This window comes from Pseudomonas asturiensis (genome assembly GCF_900143095.1).
Lineage (GTDB): Bacteria > Pseudomonadota > Gammaproteobacteria > Pseudomonadales > Pseudomonadaceae > Aquipseudomonas > Aquipseudomonas asturiensis.
Genome location: NZ_FRDA01000021.1, coordinates 25,278 through 52,084, shown reverse-complemented (window position 1 = coordinate 52,084; position 26,807 = coordinate 25,278). Strand labels below are relative to the sequence as shown.

Below are 26,807 nucleotides of genomic sequence, written 5' to 3'. Positions count from 1 at the left end.
TCCATGAGTACCAGAAAATATTTCGGAACCGACGGCATTCGCGGTCGCGTGGGGCAGTTCCCTATCACGCCTGACTTCATGCTCAAGCTGGGTTGGGCGGCAGGCATGGCCTTCCGTAAGCTGGGCACCTGCCGGATTCTTGTCGGCAAGGACACGCGTATCTCCGGCTATATGTTCGAGTCTGCCCTCGAGGCCGGATTGTCGGCTGCCGGCGCTGACGTGATGCTGCTGGGTCCGATGCCCACGCCTGCCATTGCCTACCTGACGCGAACCTTTCACGCCGAAGCGGGCATCGTGATCAGCGCGTCGCACAACCCGCATTACGATAACGGTATCAAGTTCTTTTCCGGTCAGGGCACGAAGCTGCCTGACGAAATCGAGATGATGATCGAAGAATTGCTCGATGCGCCGATGACCGTTGCCGAGTCTGAAAACCTGGGTAAGGTCTCGCGTATCAACGACGCAGCCGGTCGTTATATCGAATTCTGCAAAAGCAGCGTGCCGACCAGTACCGACTTCGCCGGGCTCAAGGTGGTCATCGACTGCGCGCATGGCGCTACTTACAAGGTCGCGCCCAACGTCTTTCGTGAGCTGGGCGCGCAGGTTGTTGTGCTTTCCGCGCAGCCAGACGGGCTCAACATCAACAAGAACTGCGGCTCTACCCACATGGAGGCCCTGCAGGCTGCCGTGCTGGCCGAGAAGGCCGACATGGGTATCGGTTTCGATGGTGATGGCGATCGCGTCCTGATGGTCGATCACACGGGCACCATCGTCGATGGTGACGAGTTGCTCTACATCATCGCGCGTGACCTGCATGAGCGAGGTCGCTTGCAGGGCGGTGTGGTTGGAACGCTGATGAGTAACCTGGGACTTGAGCTGGCGCTGGCCGAGCAGAACATTCCGTTCGTGCGCGCCAATGTCGGCGATCGTTACGTCATTGCCGAGCTGCTTGAACGCAACTGGCAGATTGGCGGTGAGAACTCCGGGCACATCGTGTGCTTCCAGCACGCCACCACCGGCGATGCCATCATTGCGGCGCTGCAGGTGATCCTGGCGTTGCGTCGCAGCGGCATCAGTCTGGCAGAGGCGCGCCTGAGATTGCGTAAATGCCCGCAGGTACTGATCAATGTGCGGTTCGGTGGTGAGGGTGTCGACCCTGTTTCACACCCTTCGGTGCAAGAGGCCTGTGCGCGGGTTACCGAGCAGATGTCGGGTCGTGGTCGGGTTCTTTTGCGCAAGTCCGGGACTGAGCCGTTGGTGCGTGTGATGGTCGAAGGCGAAGACGAAGCGCAGGTCAAGGCCTACGCAGAAGAGCTCGCGAAACTCGTTGCTGACGTTTGCGCCTGATTTCGGCTTGCCAGTGCCTGAACTGTTGGGTAACATCTGCGCCCACTTTGACCCACGAGGTGTAGCATGCGTCGCCCAATGGTAGCTGGTAACTGGAAAATGCACGGTACCCGCGCCAGCGTCGCTGAGCTGATCAAGGGTCTTGCCCTGCAATCGATGCCGGGTAATGTCGATGTTGCTGTAATGCCGTCGACTCTGTTCATCGAGCAGGCGGTCAAGGGGCTTGAAGCCACTTCGATCATCGTCGGTGCTCAGGATGCGGCGACACAGGCTGAGCAGGGCGCGCTGACAGGCGAAATCGCTTCCAGTCAGCTGGCTGATGCGGGTTGCAAGCTGGTGTTGGTTGGGCACTCCGAGCGTCGTCAGTTGATTGGCGAGCGTGATGATGTTCTGAACAGCAAGTTTGCCGCTATTCAGAAAAGTGGTTTGACGCCGGTGCTCTGCATTGGCGAGACCCTTGAAGAGCGTCAGGCTGGTCGGACTCTCGAAGTCGTCGGGCAGCAGCTCGATAGCGTCATCGCCGAGTTGGGCGTTGATGTGTTTTTCAACGCAGTAATCGCTTACGAGCCAGTCTGGGCCATCGGCACCGGGTTGACCGCTTCGCCTCAAGAGGCGCAGGAAGTGCACGCAGCCATTCGTGCGCAACTGGCGAAACAGAATGCTGAAGTCGCACAAGGCGTGCGTCTTCTTTATGGCGGCAGCGTGAAGTCGGCCAATGCGGTCGAACTATTCAGCATGCCGGATATCGATGGGGGGCTCATTGGTGGTGCCTCCCTGAATGCAGATGAGTTCGGTGCGATCTGTCGCGCCGCGGGAAACTGAAAAAATGCTGGAAACAGTCGTAGTCGTTTTTCATCTGTTGGGCGCTTTGGGCGTTGTTGCCCTGGTATTGCTGCAGCAGGGTAAAGGTGCGGACGCAGGTGCGTCTTTCGGAGCCGGTGCATCAAATACTGTCTTCGGAGGGCAAGGAACCTCTACCTTTCTTAGTAAGTTTACTGCTATACTTGCCGCCTGTTTCTTCATAACCAGCTTGGGGTTAGGTTACTTTGCTAAAGAGAAAGCTCAACAGCTGACTCAGGTAGGGTTGCCAGATCCAGCGGTACTGGAAGTCAAGCAAAAGCCGGCAGCAGATGATGTTCCGGTGCTCGAAGGGCAAAAGCCAGCGGTTGTTCCAGCTGACGTACCTCAAGCTCCAGAGCAGAAGTAAAAGAATTCAGGCGATGTTAATGAGGTCGCCAAAAAGAGTTGTAATGCCGAGGTGGTGGAATTGGTAGACACGCAACCTTGAGGTGGTTGTGCCCGTAGGGTGTAGGGGTTCGAGTCCCCTTCTCGGTACCAAATTAACAAGAAGGCCCGCACTAGCGGGCTTTCTTGTAGGTGGATGTTCGATTGACCCATAGATGGATCGGTCGTATACTTCCGCCCCAGCTTTGTCGCGGGGTGGAGCAGCTTGGTAGCTCGTCGGGCTCATAACCCGAAGGTCGTTGGTTCAAATCCAGCCCCCGCAACCAGTTTTAGCGGAGCCCCTTTTCAGGGGCTTTTTGTTAGCTGGACAGTACATGACGTCGATGTTCAGCGGCGTTCTCATGGATGGGCTTTTGCCCATTTTTTTATTTTTAAAGCATGCACGAGGGGGTTCAGGTGTCGAGCAAGCTAGAACAGTTGCAGGCCTTGTTGGCCCCGGTGGTCGAGGCTCTTGGCTATCAATGCTGGGGAATAGAGTTTCTTTCCCAGGGCCGACATTCACTGCTGCGCATTTATATCGACAAGGAAGGTGGTGTTCTGGTGGAGGACTGCGAAATCGTCAGTCGCCAGATCAGTGGTGTGTTGGACGTAGAAGATCCAATCGCTGCCGAATACACGCTTGAGGTGTCTTCTCCCGGCATGGACCGCCCACTGTTCACTCTTGAACAGTTTGCCTTGCACGCTGGGGAACAAGTGAAAATAAAGCTGCGCTCGCCCTTTGAAGGCCGACGCAACTTTCAAGGCCTTCTCCGCGGGGTGGAGGAGCAGGATGTCGTGGTGCAGGTAGAAGACCATGAATTCCTGTTGCCGATCGACTTGATCGACAAGGCCAACATTATTCCCACGTTTGACTGAGACGTGCCAGATACTGCGGATCCCGCGGATCCAATGGCTTGCGAAAGGCGAGGCGTACGATGAGCAAAGAAGTACTGCTGGTTGTTGAGTCGGTGTCCAATGAAAAGGGCGTTCCGGCAGGTGTAATTTTTGAAGCGCTGGAGCTGGCTCTTGCCACTGCTACCAAGAAACGTTTTGAAGATGAAGTTGAACTGCGTGTGGAAATCAACCGTCACACGGGTAACTACGAAACTTTCCGTCGCTGGACAGTGGTCGAAGACGAAGATCTGGACGATCCGGCTTACGAGTTGGCCGTTGATCAGGCCCAGGCCAAAAAGCCGGGTGCCGTTGCAGGCGATCTGATCGAAGAAAAAATCGACTCCATCGAGTTCGGCCGTATTGCCGCACAGACCGCCAAGCAAGTCATTGTGCAGAAGGTTCGTGAAGCTGAGCGCGCTCAGGTTGTCGATGCCTACCGTGAGCGTCTGGGCGAAATCATTTCCGGTACTGTTAAAAAGGTTACACGTGACAATGTCATCGTTGACCTTGGTAACAATGCCGAAGCACTGCTGGCTCGTGAAGACATCATTTCCCGGGAGACTTTCCGGGTGGGTGTTCGCGTTCGGGCGCTGCTCAAGGAAATTCGCACCGAAAACCGTGGCCCTCAGCTGATCTTGTCGCGTACTGCGCCAGAGATGCTGATCGAGCTTTTCCGTATCGAAGTACCGGAAATTGCCGAAGGTCTGATCGAGGTGATGGCTGCCTCCCGTGACCCGGGTTCGCGTGCAAAAATCGCTGTTCGCTCCAAGGACAAACGAATCGACCCGCAAGGCGCCTGCATCGGCATGCGTGGTTCGCGAGTTCAGGCTGTTTCCGGCGAGCTGGGTGGCGAGCGTGTGGATATCGTGCTTTGGGACGATAACCCGGCACAGTTCGTGATCAATGCAATGTCCCCTGCAGAAGTAGCGGCAATCATCGTAGATGAAGATGCGCATGCAATGGATATCGCGGTTGGCGCGGACAACCTGGCCCAGGCGATTGGTCGTGGCGGTCAGAACGTGCGTCTGGCAAGTCAGCTGACTGGCTGGACCCTGAACGTAATGACCGAATCGGACATCCAGGCCAAGCAGCAAGCTGAAACCGGCGACATCCTGCGCAATTTCATCGACGAGCTGGAAGTCGATGAAGAACTGGCACAGGTTCTGGTTGATGAAGGCTTCACCAGCCTGGAAGAGATTGCCTACGTACCGTTGGAAGAAATGCTCAACATCGACGGCTTTGACGAGGACATCGTCAACGAGCTTCGCGCTCGTGCCAAGGATCGTTTGTTGACTAAAGCCATCGCTACTGAGGAAAAGCTGGCAGACGCCCATCCGGCCGAAGACCTGCTCTCGCTTGAGGGTATGGACAAGGATTTGGCGATGGAACTGGCGGTGCGCGGCGTAGTTACCCGCGAAGACCTGGCCGAGCAGTCTATAGATGACCTGCTCGACATCGACGGCATTGACGATGATCGTGCCGGCAAGTTGATCATGGCCGCCCGAGCCCATTGGTTCGAGTAAGTAGGCGCGGCCTGAGGAGAGAAGTGCATGACGCAAGTCACGGTGAAAGAACTGGCCAAAGTGGTCGACACACCGGTAGAGCGCCTGTTACAGCAGATGCGTGAGGCAGGTCTGCCGCACACCGCCGCCGAGCAAGTTGTGACCGATAACGAGAAACAAGCCCTGTTGACGCATTTGAAAAGCGGTCACAAGGCCAAGGTGGAAGAGCCGCGCAAGATCACTTTGCAGCGCAAGACCACCAGCACCCTGCGCGTTGCTGGCAGCAAGAGCATCAGCGTTGAAGTGCGCAAGAAGAAAGTCTTCGTGCAGCGTAGCCCGGAAGAAATCGAAGCCGAGCGCAAGCGCGAGATGGATGAGCGCCGTGCGGTAGAAAATGCCGCTCGTCAAAAGGCTGAAGAAGAAGCCAAGCGTCGCGCCGAAGAAGAAGCGCCTCGCCAGCCTGCTGCTGCACAAGCCACGACTAACGACGCTGTCGCAGCGCCTGCTGCGGTAGCCGAGCCAGTGCGTGAAAGCGCCCCGGTTGCGGCTGCTGCTCCAGCACCGTCTGCTGACGTTCGCAACAAGCAGAACGAACAGCGCCGTCCGGACAAACCGCGCGCCGACGATAACAATCGTCGCAGCGGTGGTGGCGACGGCGAGCGTAAAAACGCGCCTCATCGTGCTTCGGTCAAAGAGAAGGCGCCGGCTCCACGCGTTGCCCCTCGCACCACCGATGAAGAAAGCGATGGTTTCCGTCGTGGCGGTCGTGGCAAGTCCAAGCTGAAGAAGCGCAATGCACACGGTTTCCAGAGCCCTACCGGTCCTGTGGTTCGTGACGTTGCCATCGGCGAGACCATCACTGTCGGCGAGTTGTCTGCGCAGATGTCGGTCAAGGCAGCTGAAGTCATCAAGTTCATGTTCAAGATGGGCACCCCGGTGACCATCAACCAGGTACTGGATCAGGAAACTGCCCAGTTGATCGCCGAAGAGCTGGGCCACAAGGTCACGCTGGTCAGCGACAATGCCCTGGAAGATTCCCTGGCTGAATCGTTGAAGTTCGAAGGTGAGACGTTCTCCCGTGCACCTGTCGTGACCGTAATGGGCCACGTTGACCACGGTAAGACTTCCCTGCTCGACTACATCCGTCGTGCCAAGGTAGCTGCTGGCGAAGCCGGTGGTATCACCCAGCACATCGGTGCGTACCACGTAGAAACCGAGCGCGGCATGGTCACCTTCCTCGACACCCCGGGTCACGCCGCGTTTACCGCAATGCGTGCCCGTGGTGCCAAGGCGACCGACATCGTGATCCTGGTGGTTGCGGCAGACGACGGCGTGATGCCACAGACCATTGAAGCGGTTCAGCATGCTGTTGCTGCTGGCGTGCCTCTGGTGGTTGCAGTGAACAAGATTGACAAGCCGGGCGCTGATCTCGATCGCATCCGCAGCGAGTTGTCGGTTCACGGCGTGACATCCGAAGAGTGGGGCGGTGATACGCCGTTCGTATCGGTTTCCGCGAAAATGGGTACCGGCGTCGACGAACTGCTCGAAGCTGTCCTGTTGCAAGCCGAAGTTCTGGAACTCAAAGCAACCCCATCGGCTCCTGGTCGTGGTGTGGTTGTCGAGTCCCGTCTGGACAAGGGCCGTGGCCCTGTTGCGACGGTTCTGGTTCAGGACGGTACGCTGCGTCAGGGCGACATGGTGCTGGTCGGCTCGAACTTCGGCCGCATCCGCGCCATGCTCGACGAGAACGGCAAGCCGGTCAAAGAAGCAGGTCCTTCGATTCCGGTCGAAATCCTGGGTCTTGATGGCACGCCGGACGCTGGCGACGAGATGTCTGTACTGGCTGACGAGAAGAAAGCCCGTGAAGTCGCTCTGTTTCGCCAAGGCAAGTTCCGCGAAGTCAAACTGGCTCGCGCTCATGCCGGCAAGCTCGAAAACATCTTCGAGAACATGGGTCAGGAAGAGAAGAAGACGCTTAACATCGTCCTCAAATCCGATGTCCGTGGTTCTCTGGAAGCATTGCAGGGCGCCCTCGGCGGCCTGGGTAACGATGAAGTGCAAGTGCGCGTAGTCGGTGGCGGTGTCGGTGGTATCACCGAGAGCGACGCCAACCTGGCACTGGCCTCCAACGCTGTACTGTTCGGTTTCAACGTGCGTGCCGATGCTGGTGCTCGCAAGATCGTCGAGCAGGAAGGCCTGGATATGCGTTACTACAACGTGATCTACGACATCATCGAAGACGTCAAGAAGGCCCTCACCGGCATGCTTGGCAGCGACGTCCGGGAAAATATCCTGGGTATCGCCGAAGTCCGCGATGTGTTCCGTTCGCCGAAATTCGGCGCGATCGCAGGTTGTATGGTTCTGGAAGGCGTTGTGCACCGTAACCGTCCAATCCGTGTACTGCGCGAAGACATCGTTATCTTTGAAGGCGAGCTGGAATCCCTGCGCCGCTTCAAGGACGACGCTGCCGAAGTGCGTGCCGGCATGGAATGCGGTATCGGCGTCAAGAGCTACAACGACGTCAAGGTCGGTGACAAGATCGAAGTCTTCGAGAAGGTCCAAGTGGCTCGCAGCCTCTAAATCGCGAGCTTCAGGAGCCATGGTGAAACATCGCATGCAAATGCCGCGGTCTTCATCATGGGCTCTCAACGCAACGCCCGGTCTGGCTTTTGTCAGGCCGGGCGTTTGCCGCTTTCAGACTGTCAGGGTTTGGTCCCTGATCAGTAACAGGTAACAAGCATGGCAAAAGAATATAGCCGCACCCAACGTATTGGCGATCAGATGCAGCGTGAGCTGGCGCAGCTGATCCGACGTGAAATCAAGGACCCTCGCGTGGGTCTGGTCACCATCACTGCAGTCGACGTCAGCCGCGATGTCGGTCATGCCAAGATTTTCATGACCGTCATGGGTCAGGACAGCGCTGAAGACATCGCGCAGAGCATCAAGGTGCTCAACGCGGCCGCAGGTTTCCTGCGCATGCAGCTGGCGCGCGAGATGAAGCTGCGCAGCGTGCCGCAGTTGCACTTCCACTACGACGAAAGCGTCGTGCGTGGTGCTCATCTCTCGGCATTGATCGAGCGGGCAGTCGCCGAAGACGGGCAGCACAAGGAAGGTTCTGCGCCACAAGGCGTCAAGCCTGAAAGTACCGAGGAGTAAAGGGTGGCTCAGGTCAAGCGTATACGGCGCAACGTCAGCGGTATCATCCTGCTCGACAAGCCGCTGGGTTTCACCTCCAACGCGGCCTTGCAAAAGGTCCGCTGGCTGCTCAACGCAGAGAAGGCAGGTCACACGGGCAGCCTTGATCCTCTGGCAACCGGCGTATTGCCGTTGTGCTTTGGTGAGGCCACCAAGTTCTCGCAGTACCTGCTCGATTCGGACAAGTCCTACGAAACCCTGATGCAACTCGGCAAGACCACCACCACGGCGGACTCCGAAGGCGAGGTTTTGCTGACGCGCCCGGTGACCGTTGGTCGTGACGATATCGAAGCCGCATTGCCCGCTTTTCGTGGACAAATCAGCCAGATACCGCCGATGTACTCGGCCCTCAAGCGTGACGGGCAGCCTCTTTACAAGCTGGCACGTGCAGGGGAAGTAGTGGAGCGCGAGCCTCGTTCTGTTACTATTGCGCGCTTGGAATTGCTTGCCTGCGAGGGCGAGACGGCACGTTTGTCGGTCGATTGCAGCAAAGGCACCTATATCCGGACCCTGGTCGAGGATATCGGTGAGCAGCTCGGTTGTGGTGCTTACGTCGCAGAACTGCGCCGTACACAGGCCGGACCGTTCAGCCTGGCCCAGACAGTCACGCTGGAAGAGCTGGAGCAAGTACACGCCGACGGCGGCAATGAGGCAGTTGACCGTTTCCTCATGCCATCGGACAGCGGGTTGCTGGACTGGCCGCTCCTGAAGTTTTCGGAGCACAGTTCGTTCTACTGGTTGCATGGTCAGCCAGTCAGAGCACCGGACGCGCCGAAGTTCGGCATGGTGCGGGTGCAGGATCATGAAGGTCGCTTCATCGGTATCGGTGAAGTCAGTGAGGACGGGCGTATTGCGCCGCGTCGCTTGATTCGGTCAGAGTGACCGGAACCAGTTCATCCGCAGGCCAGCCTGCAGGTGAGGTGGAACGAGGATGGCTGTCAACAGGCACGGTCATGCCTCATTTTTTAATACGAGGATTTGTCCTCGGCCTGTTGGAAACGTTTCTTTTGAAGCGTTCCCTTGAAGATAAGGATTGCCCACATGGCACTCAGCGTTGAAGAAAAAGCTCAGATCGTAACCGACTACCAGCAAGCTGTTGGTGACACTGGTTCGCCAGAAGTGCAAGTTGCACTGCTGACCGCCAACATCAACAAACTGCAAGGCCACTTCAAGGCCAACGGTAAGGACCACCACTCGCGTCGTGGTCTGATCCGTATGGTAAACCAGCGTCGCAAGCTGCTGGATTACCTGAAAGGTAAGGACGTTAGCCGTTACAGCACCCTGATCGGTCGTCTGGGTCTGCGTCGCTAATAACGACGTTGCTAGAGGTTGGTTGTCTGTCGCGAATCGTCGGGTTTACCCGGCGGTTCGGGCAGGCTCCCAGCCTCAAGTTTTATCTGGGCTGTGGAAGGGGCCGATTCCCCACGCTGCCCAAGAATTCGCAAGAAACCAGTTCCCCAAGAGCCACAAAGAAAGGTAGGAAACCGTGAACCCGGTAATCAAGAAGTTTCAGTTCGGTCAATCGACCGTAACCCTCGAGACAGGCCGTATCGCCCGTCAGGCCTCCGGCGCAGTATTGGTCACCGTTGACGATGACGTCAGCGTGTTGGTGACTGTCGTCGGCGCCAAGCAAGCCGACGCCAGCAAAGGCTTCTTCCCCCTGTCTGTGCACTATCAGGAAAAGACCTACGCTGCCGGCAAAATTCCTGGTGGTTTCTTCAAGCGTGAAGGCCGTCCTTCCGAGAAAGAAACCCTCACCTCGCGTCTGATCGATCGCCCGATCCGCCCACTGTTCCCTGAAGGCTTCATGAACGAAGTGCAGGTTGTCTGCACCGTCGTTTCCACCAGCAAGAAAACCGATCCGGACATCGCTGCGATGATCGGTACGTCGGCTGCCCTGGCCATCTCCGGTATTCCGTTCGACGGTCCGGTCGGTGCTGCGCGCGTTGCTTTCCATGAAAGCACCGGCTACCTGCTGAACCCGACTTACGAGCAGCTTCAGGCGTCGAGCCTGGACATGGTTGTAGCCGGTACTTCCGAAGCCGTTCTGATGGTTGAATCGGAAGCCAAGGAACTGACCGAAGACCAGATGCTGGGCGCTGTGCTGTTCGCCCACGACGAGTTCCAGGTCGTGATCAACGCCGTCAAGGAGCTGGCTGCCGAAGCCGCCAAGCCAACCTGGACCTGGCAGCCAAAGCCTGAAGCCACTGAGCTACTGGGCGCGATCCGTGCCGAGTTCGGCGAAGCGATCTCCCAGGCTTACACCATTACCATCAAGGCCGACCGTTACGCGCGTCTGGGCGAGCTGCGTGAGCAGATCGTTGCCAAGCTGGCCGTCGAAGAAGGCAGCCCGTCTGCCAGCGAAGTCAAAGCCGCTTTCGGTGAAATCGAATACCGCACCGTTCGCGAAAACATCGTCAACGGCAAGCCGCGTATCGATGGTCGTGACACCCGTACCGTTCGTCCTCTGAACATCGAAGTCGGTGTTCTGCCGAAAACTCACGGTTCGGCTCTGTTCACCCGTGGCGAAACCCAGGCGCTGGTCGTTGCCACACTGGGTACTGCACGTGATGCACAGCTGCTCGACACCCTTGAAGGCGAGAAGAAAGACCCCTTCATGCTGCACTACAACTTCCCTCCGTTCTCGGTGGGCGAGTGTGGTCGCATGGGCGGCGCGGGTCGTCGTGAAATCGGTCACGGTCGTCTGGCGCGTCGCAGCGTACAGGCCATGCTGCCGGGCGCTGACGTTTTCCCGTACACCATCCGCGTTGTATCGGAAATCACCGAGTCCAACGGTTCCAGCTCCATGGCTTCGGTCTGCGGTGCATCCTTGGCACTGATGGACGCAGGTGTGCCGATGAAGGCGCCGGTTGCCGGTATCGCCATGGGTCTGGTCAAGGAAGGCGAGAAGTTTGCCATTCTGACCGACATCCTGGGTGATGAAGACCACCTGGGCGACATGGACTTCAAGGTAGCCGGTACCTCGAAAGGTGTGACCGCGCTGCAGATGGACATCAAGATCAAGGGCATCACCGAAGAAATCATGGAGATCGCTCTTGGGCAGGCCCTGGAAGCTCGCCTGAACATCCTCGGTCAGATGAACCAGATCATCGGTCAGTCGCGTAACGAGCTGTCGGCCAACGCTCCGACCATGATCGCGATGAAGATCGACACCGACAAGATCCGTGACGTTATCGGTAAAGGCGGCGCGACCATCCGTGCCATCTGTGAAGAGACCAAGGCTTCGATCGACATCGAAGACGACGGCTCGATCAAGATCTTCGGCGAAACCAAGGAAGCGGCAGAGGCAGCTCGCCAGCGCGTTCTGGGCATCACTGCAGAAGCGGAAATCGGCAAGATCTATGTCGGCAAGGTTGAGCGCATCGTCGATTTCGGCGCATTCGTCAACATTCTGCCTGGCAAGGACGGTCTGGTTCACATCTCCATGCTGAGCGACGCTCGTGTCGAGAAAGTGACTGACATTCTGAAAGAAGGTCAGGAAGTTGAAGTGCTGGTACTGGACGTCGACAACCGTGGCCGTATCAAGCTGTCGATCAAGGACGTAGCCGCTGCGAAAGCATCCGGTGTCTGATTGATCCGCTAGCTGCATGAAAAAGGACCCTTCGGGGTCCTTTTTTTATGAGCGCAATTAATGGGTTAGGCGAGGCCCTGCAGAGTGCACGGCATAAACATGCATCTTGCATGTGTTATCACGCTCAAGCGGGCAATCTGCACGATTCCGAGAAAATAGAATATTTATAACCTTTTGATTTTATTGGTTTTTTTGTTTGAGTAGAGATTGGCACAGCGCTTGCGATATACCTGATAACCCTGCAGCCACGATGCTGGCGCAGATTTCGAGAAAAACAGGAGTTATCGTATGAAGAAGTTCGTTATCGCTGCTGCTACCGCTACTACCCTGACTCTGACCATGGCTGGCGCTGCATTCGCCCAGACCGCTGTTCAAGCCCCAATGGTTCTGGCAGCTAACACCACCACTCAAGAAGTGAAAGAAGACACTTCTGATACCTGGATCACCACCAAGGTCAAAGCAGATCTGCTGACCGAGAAAGGCATCCCGGGTTCGGACATCAAGGTTGAGACCAACAAAGGTGTGGTTTCCCTGTCCTCGACAGTTGCTGTGACCGAGAGCCAAAAGAAAATGGCTGTTGATATCACCAAGAAAATCAAAGGCGTTCGTGACGTTTCGGCCGCTGGCCTGAAAGCCGAGTAACAGGATTTCGCCCATGAGCATCCCAGTCATCTGACCGATGGAAAGTTCATGCGAGGCTACAAGGATGTAGCCATTACAGGCCCCGACTCTAGAGTCGGGGCCTGTTCTATTGTGGGGAAGGAAAATATATGAGGAGGCTTAGTTGCCGCGTTTGCTCTCGATGCTCGTGAGGCGGCCGCCTTCAAAACGCAGATATTGATACATGCCGTTATTCGGGCCGTAGATCCACTCTTCGATGTTGACCGATTCCGAGCGCCGGTAAGTGTTGTTGAATGTCTCCTTGGAGCCCACTATCTCCTGGCTGACAGGCTCACCACACTTCTGCTGAACCTCGAATGCCCTGTCGCCTGCACTGACCAGTTGGCTACCACAGCGCAATGTGGAGGCCGCCTGTACGTTGAGGACCGCTGACCCGGCAACGACGGCGAGGGTCAGGCTGACAAGCGCTTTGCTTCGGAAAAAGGCCAATGAGTTATTCGCTATCCAGGTGCAATGGGCTGACGACTTTACCATCCGGCTGAGCCTGACCCAATCGGGCATCGACAAAGTAGACGCGCTCGTCCTCCAGCTTGCCTTTATCGACCAGATAGTCCTTGATGCTGCTCGCCCGGTCCTGGCCCAGTTCACGCAGTAACACTTCATTGCCGCTCCAGAATTTCAGTATCGCGGCGCGCATCTGATTACTACGTTCTTCCTTGCCCAGATTTGCCCACTCAGCCGGCGGCTGCTGCTTCAGACGCGCTCTGTAGATGCCTTCCAGCATCGGTGGCTTCTCGCCATCCGGTACTTGCAGCAGCGCTGCACGGGCAGGCACCTTGTCGCCACGACGCTGAAGAATCTTGTAGTACGTGGCCTGGTATTCCCGCTCGAGTCGTTGCTGGGCGATCAGCGGACCGTCGCTGCTGGCCGCGCTGGTGCCTTCGATCTCAAGCTTGAGGGCAGGGCGCTCCTTGAGGGCCGCCGAGAGCTTGTCCAACGCCTTTTGCGTGTCGGCGCTCAGCTCACTGGAGCCAGGCGCAAAGCTCACATTGCCGAGGTCCTCTGAGCTGCCACCCGATACCAGACCGCCCAGCATCTTGAACGGCGCCTGTGCCGCACGCAGGACCAGGTTGCGCAGGGTCTGCCAGACAATCGGCATAACGCTGAACTGCGGGTTGTTCAGATCACCCTCGACGGGTAGCTCGATGGAGATCCGCCCCTGGGTATCCTTGAGCAGCGCGACCGCCAGCCGAATCGGCAGATCGACCGCATCCGGACTGTCGACTTTCTCACCCAGTTGCAGCTGCTCCACCAGCACCTTGTTCTGTGCCTTCAACTGGCCGTTGGTGATGAGGTAGTGCAGGTCAAGGTTCAGTCGGCCTTTACGAATCCTGAAGCCGGCGAACTTGCCGGAGTAAGGCGTCAGTGTGGTCAGCTCGACCCGTTTGAAGCTGGTCGCGATGTCCAGGCTGGCCATCGGATCAAACGGGTTGAGACTGCCTTTGATCGTGACCGGCGCATAGCGATCGACCTTGCCTTCGATGTTCACCGGAGCCGGTTTCGACTGGCGATTGTCGATGGTGCCAATGCGTCCGTTGAGTTGCTGCACGGCCGTAGAGAAGTTCGGCGTCAGGGTCAGGTCGGCAAAATTGGCCGAACCGTCCTTGATGTTCACCTCACCTACATAAATGCCCAACGGATTCTCGTTGGCGGGTTTGGACGTGTTTTTGGCCGTGGTTTTACCGGCCGTCTTCGCAGCCGGTTTCCCGTCGTCGGGCTGCGGGATCAGCAGGTCGTCGACATTGGTGGTGCGGTCGTCGTTGATCATGAAGCGGGCATAAGGCTGCTGCATGTTGACCTTGGCAATCGACAGCATGGCGCCGTGCTGATAGTCCAGGCCTTCCAGTTCAAGCTTCTCCCACTTGACGAAGTCTCGTTGTTTCAGGGTGTCGAGCGTATGAAGCTGATTGACCTGTGCCTTGCCGGTCACGCTGAACGCCAGGGGCTCGGTGCTTTTGAGGTTGACCGCAAGGTCACTGCCCAGCATGCCGCTGCGCATTTCCAGCTTTATGAATGGGCTGATGTAAGCCTGAGCCAGTCGCAGGTCGATGTCGCGCGTGGTGACATTCAGGCGGGCAGTGACAGGGTTGAGGTTGACCTCACCAGCTGCCGCCAGATTGCCTTGCTTGCCCAGGCCAGTATCAAGTTTGAGGGTAAAGGGCGATGTGTTCAGGCTGTCGAAGTTCTGCACGTCCAGATTTAGCGGGCCGACGTCCAGAGCCACTGGCTCTGTAGGCACACGGTCGGCCAGATGGACCTGATAGTTGCGCAGTTGCACGTCGCGCAGCACGACTTGCCAGGGCTTCCCGGGTTTTTCGGAGCGGGCTGTCGCCGTCGCCTTGGCCGATGTGTCGGTAACCGGCGCGGGCTCGGCGGCTTTCTCATCCACCGGCGGTTTTTGCGCAGGCGCAGGCGTGCCGGGCTTGCTGGCAAACAGCTTCTGCCAGTCCAGTTGACCGTCCGCTTCACGGGCGGCCCAGGTTTCCAGACCTTGACTGCGGATCTTGCCGACGTTGACGTGCTGTCTGGCCAGATCAACCGTTGTTTCGCTGACATCCAGGCGTTTGAGGCGCACCAGCGGGCGGCCATCGGGCGCATTCAGGCCGAAAGGTGCAACGCTTGCCGACAACTGGGTCAACTTGAGCTCGGTGTCTTTGGCCAGATTGAGAGAGTAGGCGGTGCTGAAATTCAGTACGCCATCCTGCAGAGCGAGCGGCAGTGCGTCACGTACGTAAGGCCACCAGAGCTTCATCTTGCCGTCAGTGATCTTCAGGGTGCCTTCGGAGGTGATCGGCACCAGGCTGATACGTCCCACCCAGTCGATCTGCCCGCCATCGGGGCCTGCCGCCACCAGCGTCATGTCGGCATTGTCTTCAGGCAGGGTGCTGAGGTTTTTCAGCTCGAAATTCAGCTTGTCGTAGAGGAATTCAATGGGCTCGCTGGGGCGCAGGTCGCGAAAATGCAGATAGCCGCCCGCCAGCTTGATTTCGTCGATACGCAGCGGAAAAGGTTTGCTCGGCGGCTCGTCCTTGACAGGCTCGCTGGCCGGAAACGTGAACAGCTGCGTCAGGTTCAGCTTGCCTTGCTTGTCGAACAGCAGCTCGGTCTTGGGCTGAAGAAGCTCAATGCGCTGCAGATGCAAGGCACGGGTCCAGAGACTGTCGAGCTGGAGATTGGCGTAAAGCTTCTCGAAGGCGATCTGCTCCTTGCCGGGCGTGCCGATGTTCAGGCCCCAGAGGGTCACCTCCAGCGTGTAGGGGTTGAACTCAAGTCGCTCGATTTTCGCCGGCGCTGTCGAATAAGCGGCCAACTGTTGGTTCGCGACCCGCAAGGCGATCCCCGGGAGGATGAAAAACCCCAACAAACTGTAGAGCACGACCACGGTCAGCAGGGAGCCGAGTGTGATTTTCAAACCTCTGGACATGGGCTACGACATCTCGCTCTTTTGGAGGTCCTTGGAGTATGGCATGCCTGTTCGGTTCCCAAGGCAATGCCGACCTTGCTCGTAGGAAGTTTCTGGTATCACGTGCGAACTAGAATTGCAGAATCAGGGTTTTCAGCGGTGGCTGGTTGTCCATGGAAGGAAAGTCCTCGGCCGGCCGCATCACCTGCCACTCACGCACCGGACGACCTGCTTTCGTGGCGCAGCGCAGCACCTGTTCGCGCCAGTCGTCCATGCTGACCTTGGCCAGGTTGTTACAGCAGATCAGCACACCATCCTCTGCGGTGCTTAACAGGGCAGGCTTGAGCAGGCTCTGATAGTCGCGCAGCAGGTCGACGGTGCCGAACGCACTCTTTGCCCACGCGGGTGGGTCCAGGAGCACCAGATCGTACTGACGTGGCTGCAGCTTGATGTAATCGGGCAGTTTCTGGCTTCGCCGCGCCGATACCGGCAGGCCGGCCAGTTGGCGTATCGCCGGAAAATAGTCCGACTGGATGAATTGCATGGTCGGCAACTGCGGATTCAACGCACCATTCTCACGGCCGACGGCCAGATTGCCCTCGGCGAAGTCCAGGTTGCACACTTCGCTCGCGCCACCCGCCGCGGCACTCAGGCCGACGCCGCAGGTATAGGCGAACAGGTTCAGAACCCGCTTGCCTGCACTGTGCTGCTTGACCCAGCCACGCGTGTTGCGCAGGTCGAGAAACAGTAATGGGTCCTGGCCTGCGTGACGACCGCGAACCCGATAGTTCAGGCCCCACTCGTGACCGACCTGATCCTGCAGAGCGGCATCTTCGGCCTTGTACACGGCGTCCTGACGGTCGATGCGTGAATTGCCTTGCGAACGGTCGTTGTAGACCAGCAGGGTTTCCAGCTCCAGCCAGCGATTGACCTGTGCGTGCAGCGCCAGCAGTGTGTCGCGCTCCAGAGAGGTATGAAAGCTCTGCACCAGCAATTGCGGTCCATATCGGTCAATGGTCAGGCCGCTTGCACCCTCCTGACTGCCATGGAAAAGGCGATAGCAGTCGGTGCCTTGCTCGTGCAGTTCGGCTAACAGACGCTGACGATTATCGAGGGCGACGCTGAGCGCCTGATTCAAGGAAGACATACAACGCGCCTCGGGCTGGAATGAGGCGCGGGAGTTTAACAGTTACTGACAGGCTGGATAGGCATCGCTACAAATGACGCCTTCGCGGACAAGTCCGCATCCCACTTTCAAATGTATTCCAAGGGTAGGAGTGGACTTGTCCACGAAAGGGCCGTTACAGACGCCGTGATGCATCGTTCGGAATGACGCCTTCGCGGACAAGTCCGCGTCCCGCTTTGAAATGTATTCCAAAGGTGGGAATGGACTTGTCCACGAAAGGGCCGTTACAGACGACGGGATGCATCGCCCGGCATGACGCCTTCGCGGACAAGTCCGCATCCACTTTGAGATGTATTCCAGGTGTAGGAGTGGACTTGTCCACGAAAGGGCCGGTGCAGACGACGGGATGCATCGCTTGAAACGAGGCCTTGGCAAAAAAGGTCATCAAATCCAAATGGCATCCCACAACGAATAGTCGCCTAGCTTGGTAACCAGACCGGCTCGTATAGGGTTGGCTACAACGTAGCGCGCAACTCCAACAAGGTCCTGCTCCTTGCGGATCGCCTTATCGTGGTAGCCCGGCTGCCATAATGGCGTCTGCTCCGGCTTTAGTTTTCCCACTGCGATTGAGCTTCGCGCCTTTAACTGCTGTACAACCCCGGACAAACTTTTGTCCTGAAGTTCAAAAAGCCAATGGAAGTGGTCAGGCATCACAACCCACGCCAAAGTTCTTGCCAGTTTCTGTTCTTCGCAGCGCCTCAGTTCACGTACGAGCAAGCGGCCCATAAGTAAATCATTGAATACGGGTTCGCGCTTTCTGACCACCGAGGTCACTAGGTAAATCTGGCCAATTTCCGAGTATCTACCCTTGCGCAAGCGTCGCGATTCAGCATGAGCAGGCATTCCCTTGCCCTCAGTATTTTCCAGGAGCTAAACGTTAGTCCATGACTCTGCGGGTGTAGGAGTAAAGTCTTTCTGAGTGTAAGCGCCCAAGCCGCAGCGGAGCCTCTGCCCTAGAGAGGGTGTTTGCACGGAGGATATGGTGCTTGGAATGACGCCTTCGCGGACAAGTCCGCATCCCACCTTTGAAATGTATTCCAAAGCTGGGAATGGACTTGTTCACGCAAGGGCCGGTACAGACGCCGTTATGCATCGCCAGGAATGACCCCTTCGCGGACAAGTCCGCATCCCACTTTGAAGTGTATTCCAAGGGTAGGAGTGGACTTGTCCACGAAAGGGCCGGTGCAGACGGCGGGATGCATCGCCAGGAATGACGCCTTCGCGGACAAGTCCGCGTCCCGCTTTGAAATGTATTCCAAAGGTGGGAATGGACTTGTCCATGAAGACATCGGAGCGGGCGCCGAGGATGTATCGTTTAAAATCAAACCCTGGTGATCAGGCTTGCTTCAGTGAGTGCGCGTCGTTCAGCGCGCCAATGCCAATGCCACGCCCTGGCCGCCGCCGATGCACAGGGTCGCAAGGCCTTTTTTGGCGTCGCGTTTGACCATTTCGTGCAACAGGGTGACCAGCACGCGGCAGCCTGAGGCACCGATCGGGTGGCCGATGGCGATGGCGCCACCGTTGACGTTGAGCTTCGCCGGATCCAGTCCCAATTCCTTGCCGACCGACAGCGACTGCGCAGCAAAGGCTTCGTTGGCTTCGATGAGGTCCAGTTGTTCCAGCGTCCAGCCTGCCTTGTCCAGGCAGCGGCGGGTGGCGCTGACCGGGCCGATGCCCATGATCGCAGGGTCTACGCCTGCGTTGGCGTAGCCTGCAATACGCGCCAGTACGGTAAGGCCCAGTTCCTCGGCCTTCGTGGCGCTCATCAGCATCACGGCCGCAGCGCCGTCGTTGAGGGATGACGCGTTACCGGCGGTCACCGTGCCATCCTTCTTGAACGCGGGCTTGAGCTTGGAGAGCGACTCGGCCGTAGTACCTGCGCGCGGCTGTTCATCGGTGGCGAAGGACAGCGGATCGCCTTTGCGTTGAGGAATCAGGATCGGGGTGATTTCGTCGACAAATCGGCCACCCTCAATGGCGGCAATCGCTTTTTGCTGGGATGAAGCGGCGAACGCATCCTGGGCTTCACGGCTGATTTCGTACTTCTCGGCCAGATTCTCGGCCGTGATACCCATGTGATAGTCGTTGAAGGCGTCCCAGAGACCGTCGCTGATCATGGTGTCGACCATGGTTGCGTGGCCCATGCGCAGGCCGGTCCGCGCACCGGGCAGGACGTAGTTGGCCAGGCTCATGTTTTCCTGGCCGCCCGCGATGATGATCTCGGCGTCGCCGCAGCGGATCGCCTGAGTAGCCAGGTGCAACGCCTTGAGGCCCGAGCCGCAGACTTTGTTCAGGGTCATGGCGGGTACCGCGAACGGCAGCCCGGCCTTGATCGCGGCCTGACGAGCAGGGTTCTGCCCGGCACCGGCCGTCAGCACCTGGCCCATGATGACCTCATCGACCTGCGCGCCGTCCACGCCGGTCTGTGTCAGCAGCTGGCGAATGACCGCCGCGCCCAGATCAACAGCGCAAACAGTGGCCAGTGAGCCCTGGAAGCTGCCCACAGCGGTGCGCGTGGCGGCAACGATAACGACGTCTTGCATGGTGCGGATCCTCATTGTTTTTGGAGGGCGAGCCTTGTCGGGCCTGCCGTGATCACATGGCTCATGGTGTCACAGATGGGGATGAACCTTCCAACTGCGAACCCGATGGTCACTTTCTGTCCGGGTCAAAGCCCCATTCGTCGTTTCGCCCGATGAGACGAGCCGTCGCGCACGGCCCAGCGAAGAATCGGCGCGCAGTGGTTCACGCCCAGGCGAATCACCTTTCGTTTCAGTGGCCCTTGCGGCACATCGAGCAGGTCGCTTGCCCAGACCGGCAGCAGCTCGATGCCGGCCTGCATCATCAGCACGCCAAAGGGCTTGGCCAGCCAGTTGGGCGCAGGGGCGTTCAGTAGCAGGCGCAGCACTTCCCGGCTGCGCGCGTCGCACACCAGCTGTTCACGCACACCCTCAAGATAGGCGGCGATGGCGTGACGCGAACGTGGCACGTTCCGCGCGCCAAGCCGCTCGGCGATCAAGGCCGTTTCAGCGTAATAAGCATCCTGATCAGGCAGGGACAGTCCAGGGTTGAGGTAACGCAGGTGTGCGGCCAGAAAACTGCTGACTTCTGCCACATGCACCCAGGTCAGCAAATCCGGGTCGCTGGCCGCATAGGGACGACCGTCTGGAGCGGTTCCGGTGATCTTCAGGTGGATAGTGCGTACTTTTTCGATCAGCCAGTTGGCGTCCTGCGTCGAACCGAACGTGGTGCCGGACAGAAACTGCCCCGTTCGCCGCAGTCGCCCGAGCATGTCATCGCGGAAGTTGGAGTGATCCCAGATCCCCGCCAGCGCCAAAGGATGCAGCGCCTGTAACATCAAGGCGCTGATGCCGCCGACCAGCATACTCGTGAAGTCACTATGGACTCGCCAGCACACACTCTGCGGGCCGAACAGACCCGGATCACCCTTGGGGTTTTCCAGGTCCAGTTGCCCAAGTGACAGGCCGGTCAGGCTGATGACTTGCGTTTCGATACGACTGCGGATGAATTCCATGTTTCCTCATGCTCGATACAGCGTGCGGCGCTGACCATGCCTTGCGCGCTTCAGCGATTCAAGCGTTTGTCGATCAGGTCGTCCACAACGCCCGGATCGGCCAGTGTGGACGTATCGCCCAGGCTGTCGAGTTCGTTGCAGGCAATCTTGCGCAGGATACGACGCATGATCTTGCCCGAGCGGGTCTTGGGCAGTGCGTTCGCCCACTGGATATGATCCGGCTTGGCGAAGCTGCCGATTTCCTTGCTGACGTGGCTGAGCAGTTCCTTTTTGAGGGCTTCATCGGGATCGATCCCGTTGATGGGGGTGACGAACGCGTAGATGCCCATGCCTTTGACGTCGTGGGGATAGCCCACTACGGCGGCTTCGGCAATGTTGTCATGCAACACCAACGCGCTTTCAACCTCGGCCGTGCCGATGCGATGCCCGGAAACATTGATCACGTCGTCCACCCGGCCGGTGATCCAGTAATCGCCGTCCTCATCGCGTCGCGCGCCGTCGCCGGTGAAGTAATAGCCGGGGAAGGGCTTGAAGTAGGTGTCGATCATCCGCTGCGGATCGCCGTACACACTGCGAATCTGCCCTGGCCAACTGGCCTTGATCGCCAGCAGACCACTGCCGGGGCCGTCGATTTCCTTACCTTGTTCGTCAAGCAGCACCGGTTGTACACCAAACATCGGGGCGGTGGCGCATCCGGGCTTGATCCTGCTGAAAGCCGTGAGCGGCGTCAGCATGATGCCGCCGGTTTCGGTCTGCCACCAGGTATCGACGATGGGGCAGCGTTCCTTGCCCACGTGATGGAAATACCATTCCCAGGCTTCCGGGTTGATCGGTTCGCCTACGCTGCCCAGCACACGCAGGCTCTCGCGGGACGAGCCTTGCAGCGGGCCTGAGCCTTCACGCATCAGGGCGCGAAGGGCGGTGGGCGCGGTGTAGAAAATATTGACGTTGTGCTTGTCGATGACCTTCCAGAAGCGGGACGTGTCGGGATAGTTGGGCACTCCCTCGAACATCAACGTGGTTGCACCATTGGCCAGCGGCCCATAGACGATATAGCTGTGCCCGGTGACCCAGCCGACATCTGCGGTGCACCAGAAAACCTCGCCGTCGCGGTAGTCGAATACGTACTTGTGCGTCATGGCCGCCTGCAACAGGTAGCCACCGGTCGTGTGCAGCACGCCCTTGGGTTTGCCGGTGCTACCGGAGGTGTACAGAATGAACAGCGGGTCTTCAGCATCCATTGGCTCCGGCGGGCAGTCGTCGCCGACCCCGTGAATCGCTTCGTGGTACCAGATGTCCCGGCCTTTCACCCAGTCGACCTCACCCTGCGTGCGTTCTACCACCACCACTGTGCTCACATCCGGGCAGCTCTGGAGTGCCTTGTCGACATTGGCCTTGAGCGGGATGTACTTGCCGCCGCGGATGCCTTCGTCAGCGGTAATGACAGTGCGGCAGTCGGCGTCCAGAATCCGGTCGCGCAAGGCATCGGGTGAGAATCCGCCAAATACCACCGAATGCACCGCTCCGATTCGTGCGCAAGCCAGCATGGCGTAGGCGGCTTCGGGAATCATGGGCATGTAAAGGCACACGCGGTCGCCTTTTTTCACACCGCGCCTTTTCAACACGTTTGCCAGGCGGGCAACGTGGTGGTGCAGTTTTTTGTAAGTGATTTCTGCAGATTCAGAAGGGTCGTCACCTTCCCAGATAATTGCTATCTGATCGGCCCGATCCGCTAAATGACGGTCGATGCAATTGTGACTGACGTTGAGTGTGCCGCCCTTGAACCAGGTGGCTTCTCCGGTCTTCAGGTCTGCCTGATGCACCTGGCTCCAGGGCGCTGACCAGTCAATAAAGCGTCTGGCCTGTTCAGCCCAGAATGTATCAGGGTCATCTATCGATTGGCGGTAGAGACGTTGATAGTCGGCTTCACTGAGTTGCGCATCTTTGCGTACAGCGTCGGCCTTGGGGAAAGCGCTGATATCGAACATGACGGCGTCCTTATTCTGTGATCCACAGAAATGGGAGTCATGCGTGGGGAGAGGGGTTCAATACAAGAGGAGGTTTGGCGTTTCCTGCGCCCTGCGCGGCGGCCCAGGCCGCCCGTGGCAGCAGGCTCCCACGGGTGTTGGATTCACTGAGCCAGCTTTTCTGACAGCGCCCGGTGTGGGCGCTGTCAGATCAAGCCATCAGCCGCGGTGACGACCACGGAAGTAGTTGATCAAGCCTTGAGTCGATGCATCGTCAGCCGGCTCTTCAGTGCCGCCAGTCAGACGCTGGTACACCGCCTTGCCCATTTCCTTGCCCAGCTCGACGCCCCACTGATCGAAGGCGTTGGTGCCCCAGATCACGCTCTGCACGAACACCTTGTGTTCATACATGGCCACCAGCGCGCCAAGACGACGCGGGCTGATACGTTCGACGACCAGCGTGTTGCTTGGACGGTTGCCAGGAATGACCTTGTGCGGCGCCAGCTTCTGCACCTCTTCTTCGCTCATGCCTTTTTCGCGCAGCTCGGCTTCAGCTTCAGCGTGGGTCTTGCCCATCATCAGCGCCTGGCTCTGCGACAGGCAGTTGGCGTACAGCCACTGATGGTGGTCGGCGACCGGGTTGAAGCTGACGATCGGCACGATGAAGTCGGCCGGGATCATCTGGGTACCCTGGTGCAGCAACTGGTGATACGCATGCTGACCGTTCGCACCCACGCCGCCCCAGATCACGGGACCGGTGTCGGTGGACACCGGCGTGCCGTCCTGGCGCACGCTCTTGCCGTTGGATTCCATATCCAGCTGTTGCAAGTGCTTGGTGATGTTGCGCAGGTAATGGTCGTACGGCAGGATCGCGTGGCTCTGCGCGCCCCAGAAGTTGCCGTACCACACGCCCAGCAGGGCCAGCAGCACCGGCATGTTCTGTTCGAACGGCGCGCTCTGGAAATGCTGGTCCATGGTGTAGGCACCCGACAGCAGTTCCTTGAAGTTGGACATGCCGATGGCCAGCGCGATAGGCAGACCGATCGCCGACCACAGCGAGTAACGACCGCCGACCCAGTCCCACATCGGGAAAATGTTTTCTTCACGGATACCGAACGCTACGGCTGCGGCGTTGTTGCTCGATACGGCGATAAAGTGACGATGCAGTTCGCTCTCGGAGCCACCCTGCGCCAGATACCATGCGCGTGCTGCCTGAGCGTTTTTCAGGGTTTCAAGGGTGTTGAACGACTTCGACGAAACGATGAACAGCGTGGTCTCGGCACGAATCTTCATCGACAGCTCATGAAACTCACTGCCGTCGATGTTCGCCAGGTAATGACAGCGCACGCCCTTGTGCGCGTAGGCAACCAGCGCTTCGGAGACCAGCTCGGGGCCCAGGAAAGAGCCGCCGATGCCGATATTGACCACGTCGGTGATCGGCTTTTCGGTGTAACCGCGCCACAGGCCGTCGTGAATGCGCCCGACCAGCTCGGTCATCTGGTTCAGAACACGATGTACATCCGGAATCACATCGACGCCGTTGACTTTCAGCTTGTCGCCTACCGGGCGACGCAGCGCGGTGTGGAGCGCAGGGCGGCCTTCGGAGGCGTTGACCAGTTCGCCGTCATACTGTGCCTTTATCGCGTCTTTCAGGCCCACTTCGTTGGCCAGGCTTACCAGCAGGTCGCGTGTCTGGGCAGTAATCAGGTTTTTGGAGTAATCGAGAAAGAGGCCGCTGCTGCTGAGCGTGAACTGGCTGAAGCGCTGCGGATCGGTGATGAACGCGTCGCGCATGCTGAAATCCTGCATGGCTTTGCGGTGCTGACTCAGCGCCTGCCAGGCGGGCAGGGCGGTCACGTCGGAAGAAGTGCGGTAGTACGCCATCGCTGCGGGTTTCCTTTCTCTGGGTCTGTCTTGGACATTATCAGGCTATATGAAGCGAGGTCGCGAAATGACCCTTCGGCCACATGACGCAGACTACCCCCTCGTCTACCTGTTTGTCTGCGCTTCGCCATACCTGAGCCCGGTACTATTTCACACCGGAACGCGGGGCGTTTCGCTCGAATGCTGTCGGGTTTCAGTTACGCAAACTGTACCGGTATGGCATTGCTGGTGTGGCTTAGTTCATTGCCAGGCGACATGTACAGCATGCGCGGCTTGAAATTCTCCAGCTCTGCCTCGCTGTAGTGAGCATAGGCGCAGATGATCACCCGGTCGCCGACTTTTGCCTTGTGGGCGGCGGCGCCGTTTACCGAGATCATGCGTGAGCCGTCTTCACCGCGGATGGCGTAAGTGGTGAAGCGCTCGCCGTTGTCGATGTTATAGATCTGGATCTGTTCGTACTCGCGAATTCCCGACAGGTCCAGCCACTCGCCATCAATGGCGCACGAACCCTCGTAGTCGAGTACGGCGTGGGTGACTTCGGCGCGGTGCAGTTTGGCTTTGAGCATCACGGTGTGCATCGGGTCGTTATTCCTTGATCAGGTGCAGATTGTCGATCAGGCGGGTCTTGCCCATGAACGCGGCAGCGATCACGACCAGGTCGCGGTCCTGCACAGAGGCTGGACGCAGGCTGGCGGCTTCGCGTATCTCGAAATAGTCGATGCGAAAGCCTGCTGCCTCCAGCGCCGATCGGCCGCGCTGCAGCAGGCTGTCCAGGTCCTGCTCGCCAGCATTGATGGCGTCAGCTGTCTGGCGAAGTACCCGGTACAGCGCAGGGGCAGCAGCCCGTTGTTCTTCGCTCAGGTAACCATTGCGCGAGGACAATGCCAGACCGTCGTCGGCGCGCACTGTCGGCTCGCCAATGATCTGGATCGGCATGTTCAGGTCACGCACCATGGCGCGAATGACCGCCAGTTGCTGAAAGTCCTTCTCGCCGAATATCGCCACGTCCGGCTGGACCATGTTGAACAGCTTGCTGACGACGGTCGCGACGCCATCGAAATGGCCGGGACGGCTGGCACCGCACAGGCCTTCGGAGACGACCGGCACGCTGACCAGCGTCTGCTCGCCCATGCCATTGGGGTACATCTCGTCGACAGTTGGTGTAAACAGCAGGTCACAGCCTGCCTGCACCAGCCTGTCTTGATCCGCTGCCAATGTGCGCGGATACGTGGCCAGATCCTCGTTGGCGCCGAACTGCAGCGGGTTGACGAAAATGGTCGCGACCACGAAGTCGGCGCACTGGGTCGCTCGGGTCACCAATGCGGCATGACCGCTGTGCAGGTTGCCCATGGTCGGCGTCAGACCGATGCGCTTGCCTTCCCGGCGTGCCTGGGCAACCGCTGCGCGCAGTTCTGTGACAGTGGAGACAGTGATCATGCCGAGAATCCGTGTTCGGGTGCAGGGAAGCTGGCACTTTTGACAGCCGCTACATAAGCCTGGATGGCCGACTGGATGTCAGGCTGGCCGACCATGAAGTTCTTCACGAACTTGGGCACCCGTCCGGTGATGGACAGGCCCAGCATGTCGTGCAGTACCAGTACCTGACCATCGGTGGCGCTGCCTGCGCCAATGCCGATAACCGGGATCTTCACCGCCTGGGTGATTTCCTCGGCCAGTTCGCTCGGCACGCATTCAAGCAGGATCATCGCCGCACCGGCCTGCTCCAGGGTAATGGCGTCAGCGCGCATCTGGCGCGCCTGTGTCTCCAGCCGACCCTGCACCTTGTAGCCGCCCAGCACATTGACCGACTGCGGGGTCAGGCCCATGTGGGCGCATACCGGAATGCCGCGCTCTGCCAGCAGGCGGATCGACTCCGCCAGCCAGGCAGCGCCTTCGACCTTGACCATGTGCGCGCCAGCCTGCATCAGCGTGGTGCTGTTGATGAAGGTCTGTTCCAGCGTGGCGTTGGCCATGAACGGCAGGTCCGCGAGGATCAATGCACCCTGATTGCCGCGCTTGACGCAGGCCACGTGGTACGCCATTTCCGCAGTGGTGACAGGCAGCGTGCTGTCGTGACCCTGCAGGACCATGCCCAGCGAGTCGCCTATCAGCAGCACTTCGACGCCCGCCTGGCTGGCAGCGTGGGCGAAGGTTGCGTCGTAGCAGGTCAGCATGGTGATCTTTTCACCTTTCTGTTTCATACCCAGCAGCGACGTAACAGTTATGTTCGGCATGTAAAGTCCTCCATCAGGCGCTGAAAACTGCGGCACTCAGCGCGTGAGAGTCATCCTGGAAAAGCAGGCACACCGTCGTGTCGCGGTGTTTTGCAAAGGCCTGTTTCGCGCCCGTTCGCCACGGGGGTGGCGGCGGGAGGCCTATCTTCGTGAGGAGGGGGCA

General features: G+C 58.6%; 22 protein-coding genes and 2 tRNA genes. 13 read left to right on the top strand and 11 right to left on the bottom strand.

The window, feature by feature from the left end; all coding sequences use genetic code 11:
* The first annotated feature begins 3 nt into the window (after positions 1–3).
* The 13 genes from glmM to BUB69_RS25205 all read left to right on the top strand — a co-directional run bounded on the left by glmM (position 4) and on the right by BUB69_RS25205 (position 12,396).
* Positions 4–1,347 (top strand): phosphoglucosamine mutase, encoded by a 1,344-nt coding sequence (glmM, locus tag BUB69_RS25270; RefSeq protein ID WP_073172232.1) that lies wholly within the window; start codon positions 4–6, stop codon positions 1,345–1,347.
* A 66-nt stretch (positions 1,348–1,413) separates the two neighbouring features.
* Entirely contained in the window at positions 1,414–2,169 is a 756-nt protein-coding gene (tpiA, locus tag BUB69_RS25265; protein WP_073172229.1) for a triose-phosphate isomerase, read from the top strand.
* A gap of 4 nt (positions 2,170–2,173) precedes the next feature.
* Entirely contained in the window at positions 2,174–2,554 is a 381-nt protein-coding gene (gene secG / locus BUB69_RS25260; RefSeq protein WP_004879981.1) for a preprotein translocase subunit SecG, read from the top strand.
* A gap of 45 nt (positions 2,555–2,599) precedes the next feature.
* Positions 2,600–2,685: transfer RNA gene (locus BUB69_RS25255), tRNA-Leu, on the top strand.
* A 96-nt stretch (positions 2,686–2,781) separates the two neighbouring features.
* Positions 2,782–2,858: transfer RNA gene (locus tag BUB69_RS25250), tRNA-Met, on the top strand.
* Positions 2,859–2,988: 130 nt separating this feature from the next.
* Positions 2,989–3,447, top strand: a complete 459-nt coding sequence (rimP, locus tag BUB69_RS25245) for a ribosome maturation factor RimP (protein ID WP_024684877.1) — start codon at positions 2,989–2,991, stop codon at positions 3,445–3,447.
* A gap of 59 nt (positions 3,448–3,506) precedes the next feature.
* A complete protein-coding gene (gene nusA, locus BUB69_RS25240; protein WP_024684878.1) occupies positions 3,507–4,988 on the top strand; it encodes a transcription termination factor NusA in 1,482 nt (493 codons plus the stop codon).
* 27 nt (positions 4,989–5,015) lie between these two features.
* Positions 5,016–7,547 (top strand): translation initiation factor IF-2, encoded by a 2,532-nt coding sequence (gene infB, locus BUB69_RS25235; protein WP_073172223.1) that lies wholly within the window; start codon positions 5,016–5,018, stop codon positions 7,545–7,547.
* Between the two features lie 159 nt (positions 7,548–7,706).
* Positions 7,707–8,123 (top strand): 30S ribosome-binding factor RbfA, encoded by a 417-nt coding sequence (gene rbfA / locus BUB69_RS25230; RefSeq protein WP_073172219.1) that lies wholly within the window; start codon positions 7,707–7,709, stop codon positions 8,121–8,123.
* A gap of 3 nt (positions 8,124–8,126) precedes the next feature.
* On the top strand, positions 8,127–9,044 hold the full coding sequence (gene truB / locus BUB69_RS25225; protein ID WP_073172216.1) for a tRNA pseudouridine(55) synthase TruB: 918 nt from the start codon (positions 8,127–8,129) through the stop codon (positions 9,042–9,044).
* A 159-nt stretch (positions 9,045–9,203) separates the two neighbouring features.
* Positions 9,204–9,473, top strand: coding sequence for a 30S ribosomal protein S15 (rpsO, locus tag BUB69_RS25220; protein ID WP_024684882.1), 270 nt, complete (start codon positions 9,204–9,206; stop codon positions 9,471–9,473).
* A gap of 175 nt (positions 9,474–9,648) precedes the next feature.
* Positions 9,649–11,754 (top strand): polyribonucleotide nucleotidyltransferase, encoded by a 2,106-nt coding sequence (gene pnp, locus BUB69_RS25210; RefSeq protein WP_073172210.1) that lies wholly within the window; start codon positions 9,649–9,651, stop codon positions 11,752–11,754.
* A 288-nt stretch (positions 11,755–12,042) separates the two neighbouring features.
* Entirely contained in the window at positions 12,043–12,396 is a 354-nt protein-coding gene (locus tag BUB69_RS25205) for a BON domain-containing protein (protein ID WP_073172207.1), read from the top strand.
* Positions 12,397–12,534: 138 nt separating this feature from the next.
* Here the strand turns inward: BUB69_RS25205 and BUB69_RS25200 are convergent, their stop codons facing one another.
* The 11 genes from BUB69_RS25200 to panB all read right to left on the bottom strand — a co-directional run bounded on the left by BUB69_RS25200 (position 12,535) and on the right by panB (position 26,644).
* Complete coding sequence (locus BUB69_RS25200; protein WP_073172204.1) at positions 12,535–12,909, bottom strand: DUF2845 domain-containing protein; 375 nt, start codon at positions 12,907–12,909, stop codon at positions 12,535–12,537.
* The gene (locus BUB69_RS25195) at positions 12,869–15,859 is read right to left on the bottom strand and encodes a DUF748 domain-containing protein (RefSeq protein WP_073172201.1); all 2,991 of its coding nucleotides are present in this window, start codon (positions 15,857–15,859) and stop codon (positions 12,869–12,871) included. The genes BUB69_RS25200 and BUB69_RS25195 overlap by 41 nt, the downstream gene beginning before the upstream one ends.
* 109 nt (positions 15,860–15,968) lie before the next feature.
* Positions 15,969–16,985, bottom strand: coding sequence for a class I SAM-dependent rRNA methyltransferase (locus BUB69_RS25190; protein ID WP_073172198.1), 1,017 nt, complete (start codon positions 16,983–16,985; stop codon positions 15,969–15,971).
* Positions 16,986–17,408: 423 nt separating this feature from the next.
* A complete protein-coding gene (locus BUB69_RS25185) occupies positions 17,409–17,867 on the bottom strand; it encodes an REP-associated tyrosine transposase (protein WP_073172194.1) in 459 nt (152 codons plus the stop codon).
* A gap of 521 nt (positions 17,868–18,388) precedes the next feature.
* The gene (locus tag BUB69_RS25180; protein WP_073172191.1) at positions 18,389–19,567 is read right to left on the bottom strand and encodes an acetyl-CoA C-acetyltransferase; all 1,179 of its coding nucleotides are present in this window, start codon (positions 19,565–19,567) and stop codon (positions 18,389–18,391) included.
* Between the two features lie 125 nt (positions 19,568–19,692).
* A complete protein-coding gene (locus tag BUB69_RS25175) occupies positions 19,693–20,559 on the bottom strand; it encodes an oxygenase MpaB family protein (protein ID WP_073172188.1) in 867 nt (288 codons plus the stop codon).
* A 50-nt stretch (positions 20,560–20,609) separates the two neighbouring features.
* Positions 20,610–22,547, bottom strand: coding sequence for an acetate--CoA ligase (acs, locus tag BUB69_RS25170; RefSeq protein WP_073172185.1), 1,938 nt, complete (start codon positions 22,545–22,547; stop codon positions 20,610–20,612).
* Between the two features lie 198 nt (positions 22,548–22,745).
* Complete coding sequence (pgi, locus tag BUB69_RS25165) at positions 22,746–24,410, bottom strand: glucose-6-phosphate isomerase (RefSeq protein WP_024685479.1); 1,665 nt, start codon at positions 24,408–24,410, stop codon at positions 22,746–22,748.
* A 197-nt stretch (positions 24,411–24,607) separates the two neighbouring features.
* Positions 24,608–24,988: an aspartate 1-decarboxylase gene (gene panD / locus BUB69_RS25160; protein WP_024685480.1), complete on the bottom strand. Its 381-nt coding sequence runs from the start codon at positions 24,986–24,988 to the stop codon at positions 24,608–24,610.
* Positions 24,989–24,995: 7 nt separating this feature from the next.
* Positions 24,996–25,847, bottom strand: coding sequence for a pantoate--beta-alanine ligase (gene panC, locus BUB69_RS25155; RefSeq protein ID WP_073172182.1), 852 nt, complete (start codon positions 25,845–25,847; stop codon positions 24,996–24,998).
* Positions 25,844–26,644: a 3-methyl-2-oxobutanoate hydroxymethyltransferase gene (panB, locus tag BUB69_RS25150; RefSeq protein WP_073172179.1), complete on the bottom strand. Its 801-nt coding sequence runs from the start codon at positions 26,642–26,644 to the stop codon at positions 25,844–25,846. The genes panC and panB overlap by 4 nt, the downstream gene beginning before the upstream one ends.
* Positions 26,645–26,807 lie beyond the last annotated feature (163 nt).

Coding starts and splice junctions, on each gene's coding strand:
- rpsO (WP_024684882.1), top strand. CDS start 9,204: ATGGCACTCAGCGTTGAAGAAAAAGCTCAGATCGTAACCGACTACCAG.
- BUB69_RS25195 (WP_073172201.1), bottom strand. CDS start 15,859: ATGTCCAGAGGTTTGAAAATCACACTCGGCTCCCTGCTGACCGTGGTC.
- acs (WP_073172185.1), bottom strand. CDS start 22,547: ATGTTCGATATCAGCGCTTTCCCCAAGGCCGACGCTGTACGCAAAGAT.
- rbfA (WP_073172219.1), top strand. CDS start 7,707: ATGGCAAAAGAATATAGCCGCACCCAACGTATTGGCGATCAGATGCAG.
- BUB69_RS25185 (WP_073172194.1), bottom strand. CDS start 17,867: ATGCCTGCTCATGCTGAATCGCGACGCTTGCGCAAGGGTAGATACTCG.
- BUB69_RS25190 (WP_073172198.1), bottom strand. CDS start 16,985: ATGTCTTCCTTGAATCAGGCGCTCAGCGTCGCCCTCGATAATCGTCAG.
- panD (WP_024685480.1), bottom strand. CDS start 24,988: ATGCACACCGTGATGCTCAAAGCCAAACTGCACCGCGCCGAAGTCACC.
- infB (WP_073172223.1), top strand. CDS start 5,016: ATGACGCAAGTCACGGTGAAAGAACTGGCCAAAGTGGTCGACACACCG.
- BUB69_RS25180 (WP_073172191.1), bottom strand. CDS start 19,567: ATGCAAGACGTCGTTATCGTTGCCGCCACGCGCACCGCTGTGGGCAGC.
- nusA (WP_024684878.1), top strand. CDS start 3,507: ATGAGCAAAGAAGTACTGCTGGTTGTTGAGTCGGTGTCCAATGAAAAG.
- secG (WP_004879981.1), top strand. CDS start 2,174: ATGCTGGAAACAGTCGTAGTCGTTTTTCATCTGTTGGGCGCTTTGGGC.
- BUB69_RS25175 (WP_073172188.1), bottom strand. CDS start 20,559: ATGGAATTCATCCGCAGTCGTATCGAAACGCAAGTCATCAGCCTGACC.
- panB (WP_073172179.1), bottom strand. CDS start 26,644: ATGCCGAACATAACTGTTACGTCGCTGCTGGGTATGAAACAGAAAGGT.
- glmM (WP_073172232.1), top strand. CDS start 4: ATGAGTACCAGAAAATATTTCGGAACCGACGGCATTCGCGGTCGCGTG.
- panC (WP_073172182.1), bottom strand. CDS start 25,847: ATGATCACTGTCTCCACTGTCACAGAACTGCGCGCAGCGGTTGCCCAG.
- pgi (WP_024685479.1), bottom strand. CDS start 24,410: ATGGCGTACTACCGCACTTCTTCCGACGTGACCGCCCTGCCCGCCTGG.
- tpiA (WP_073172229.1), top strand. CDS start 1,414: ATGCGTCGCCCAATGGTAGCTGGTAACTGGAAAATGCACGGTACCCGC.
- BUB69_RS25205 (WP_073172207.1), top strand. CDS start 12,043: ATGAAGAAGTTCGTTATCGCTGCTGCTACCGCTACTACCCTGACTCTG.
- BUB69_RS25200 (WP_073172204.1), bottom strand. CDS start 12,909: ATGGTAAAGTCGTCAGCCCATTGCACCTGGATAGCGAATAACTCATTG.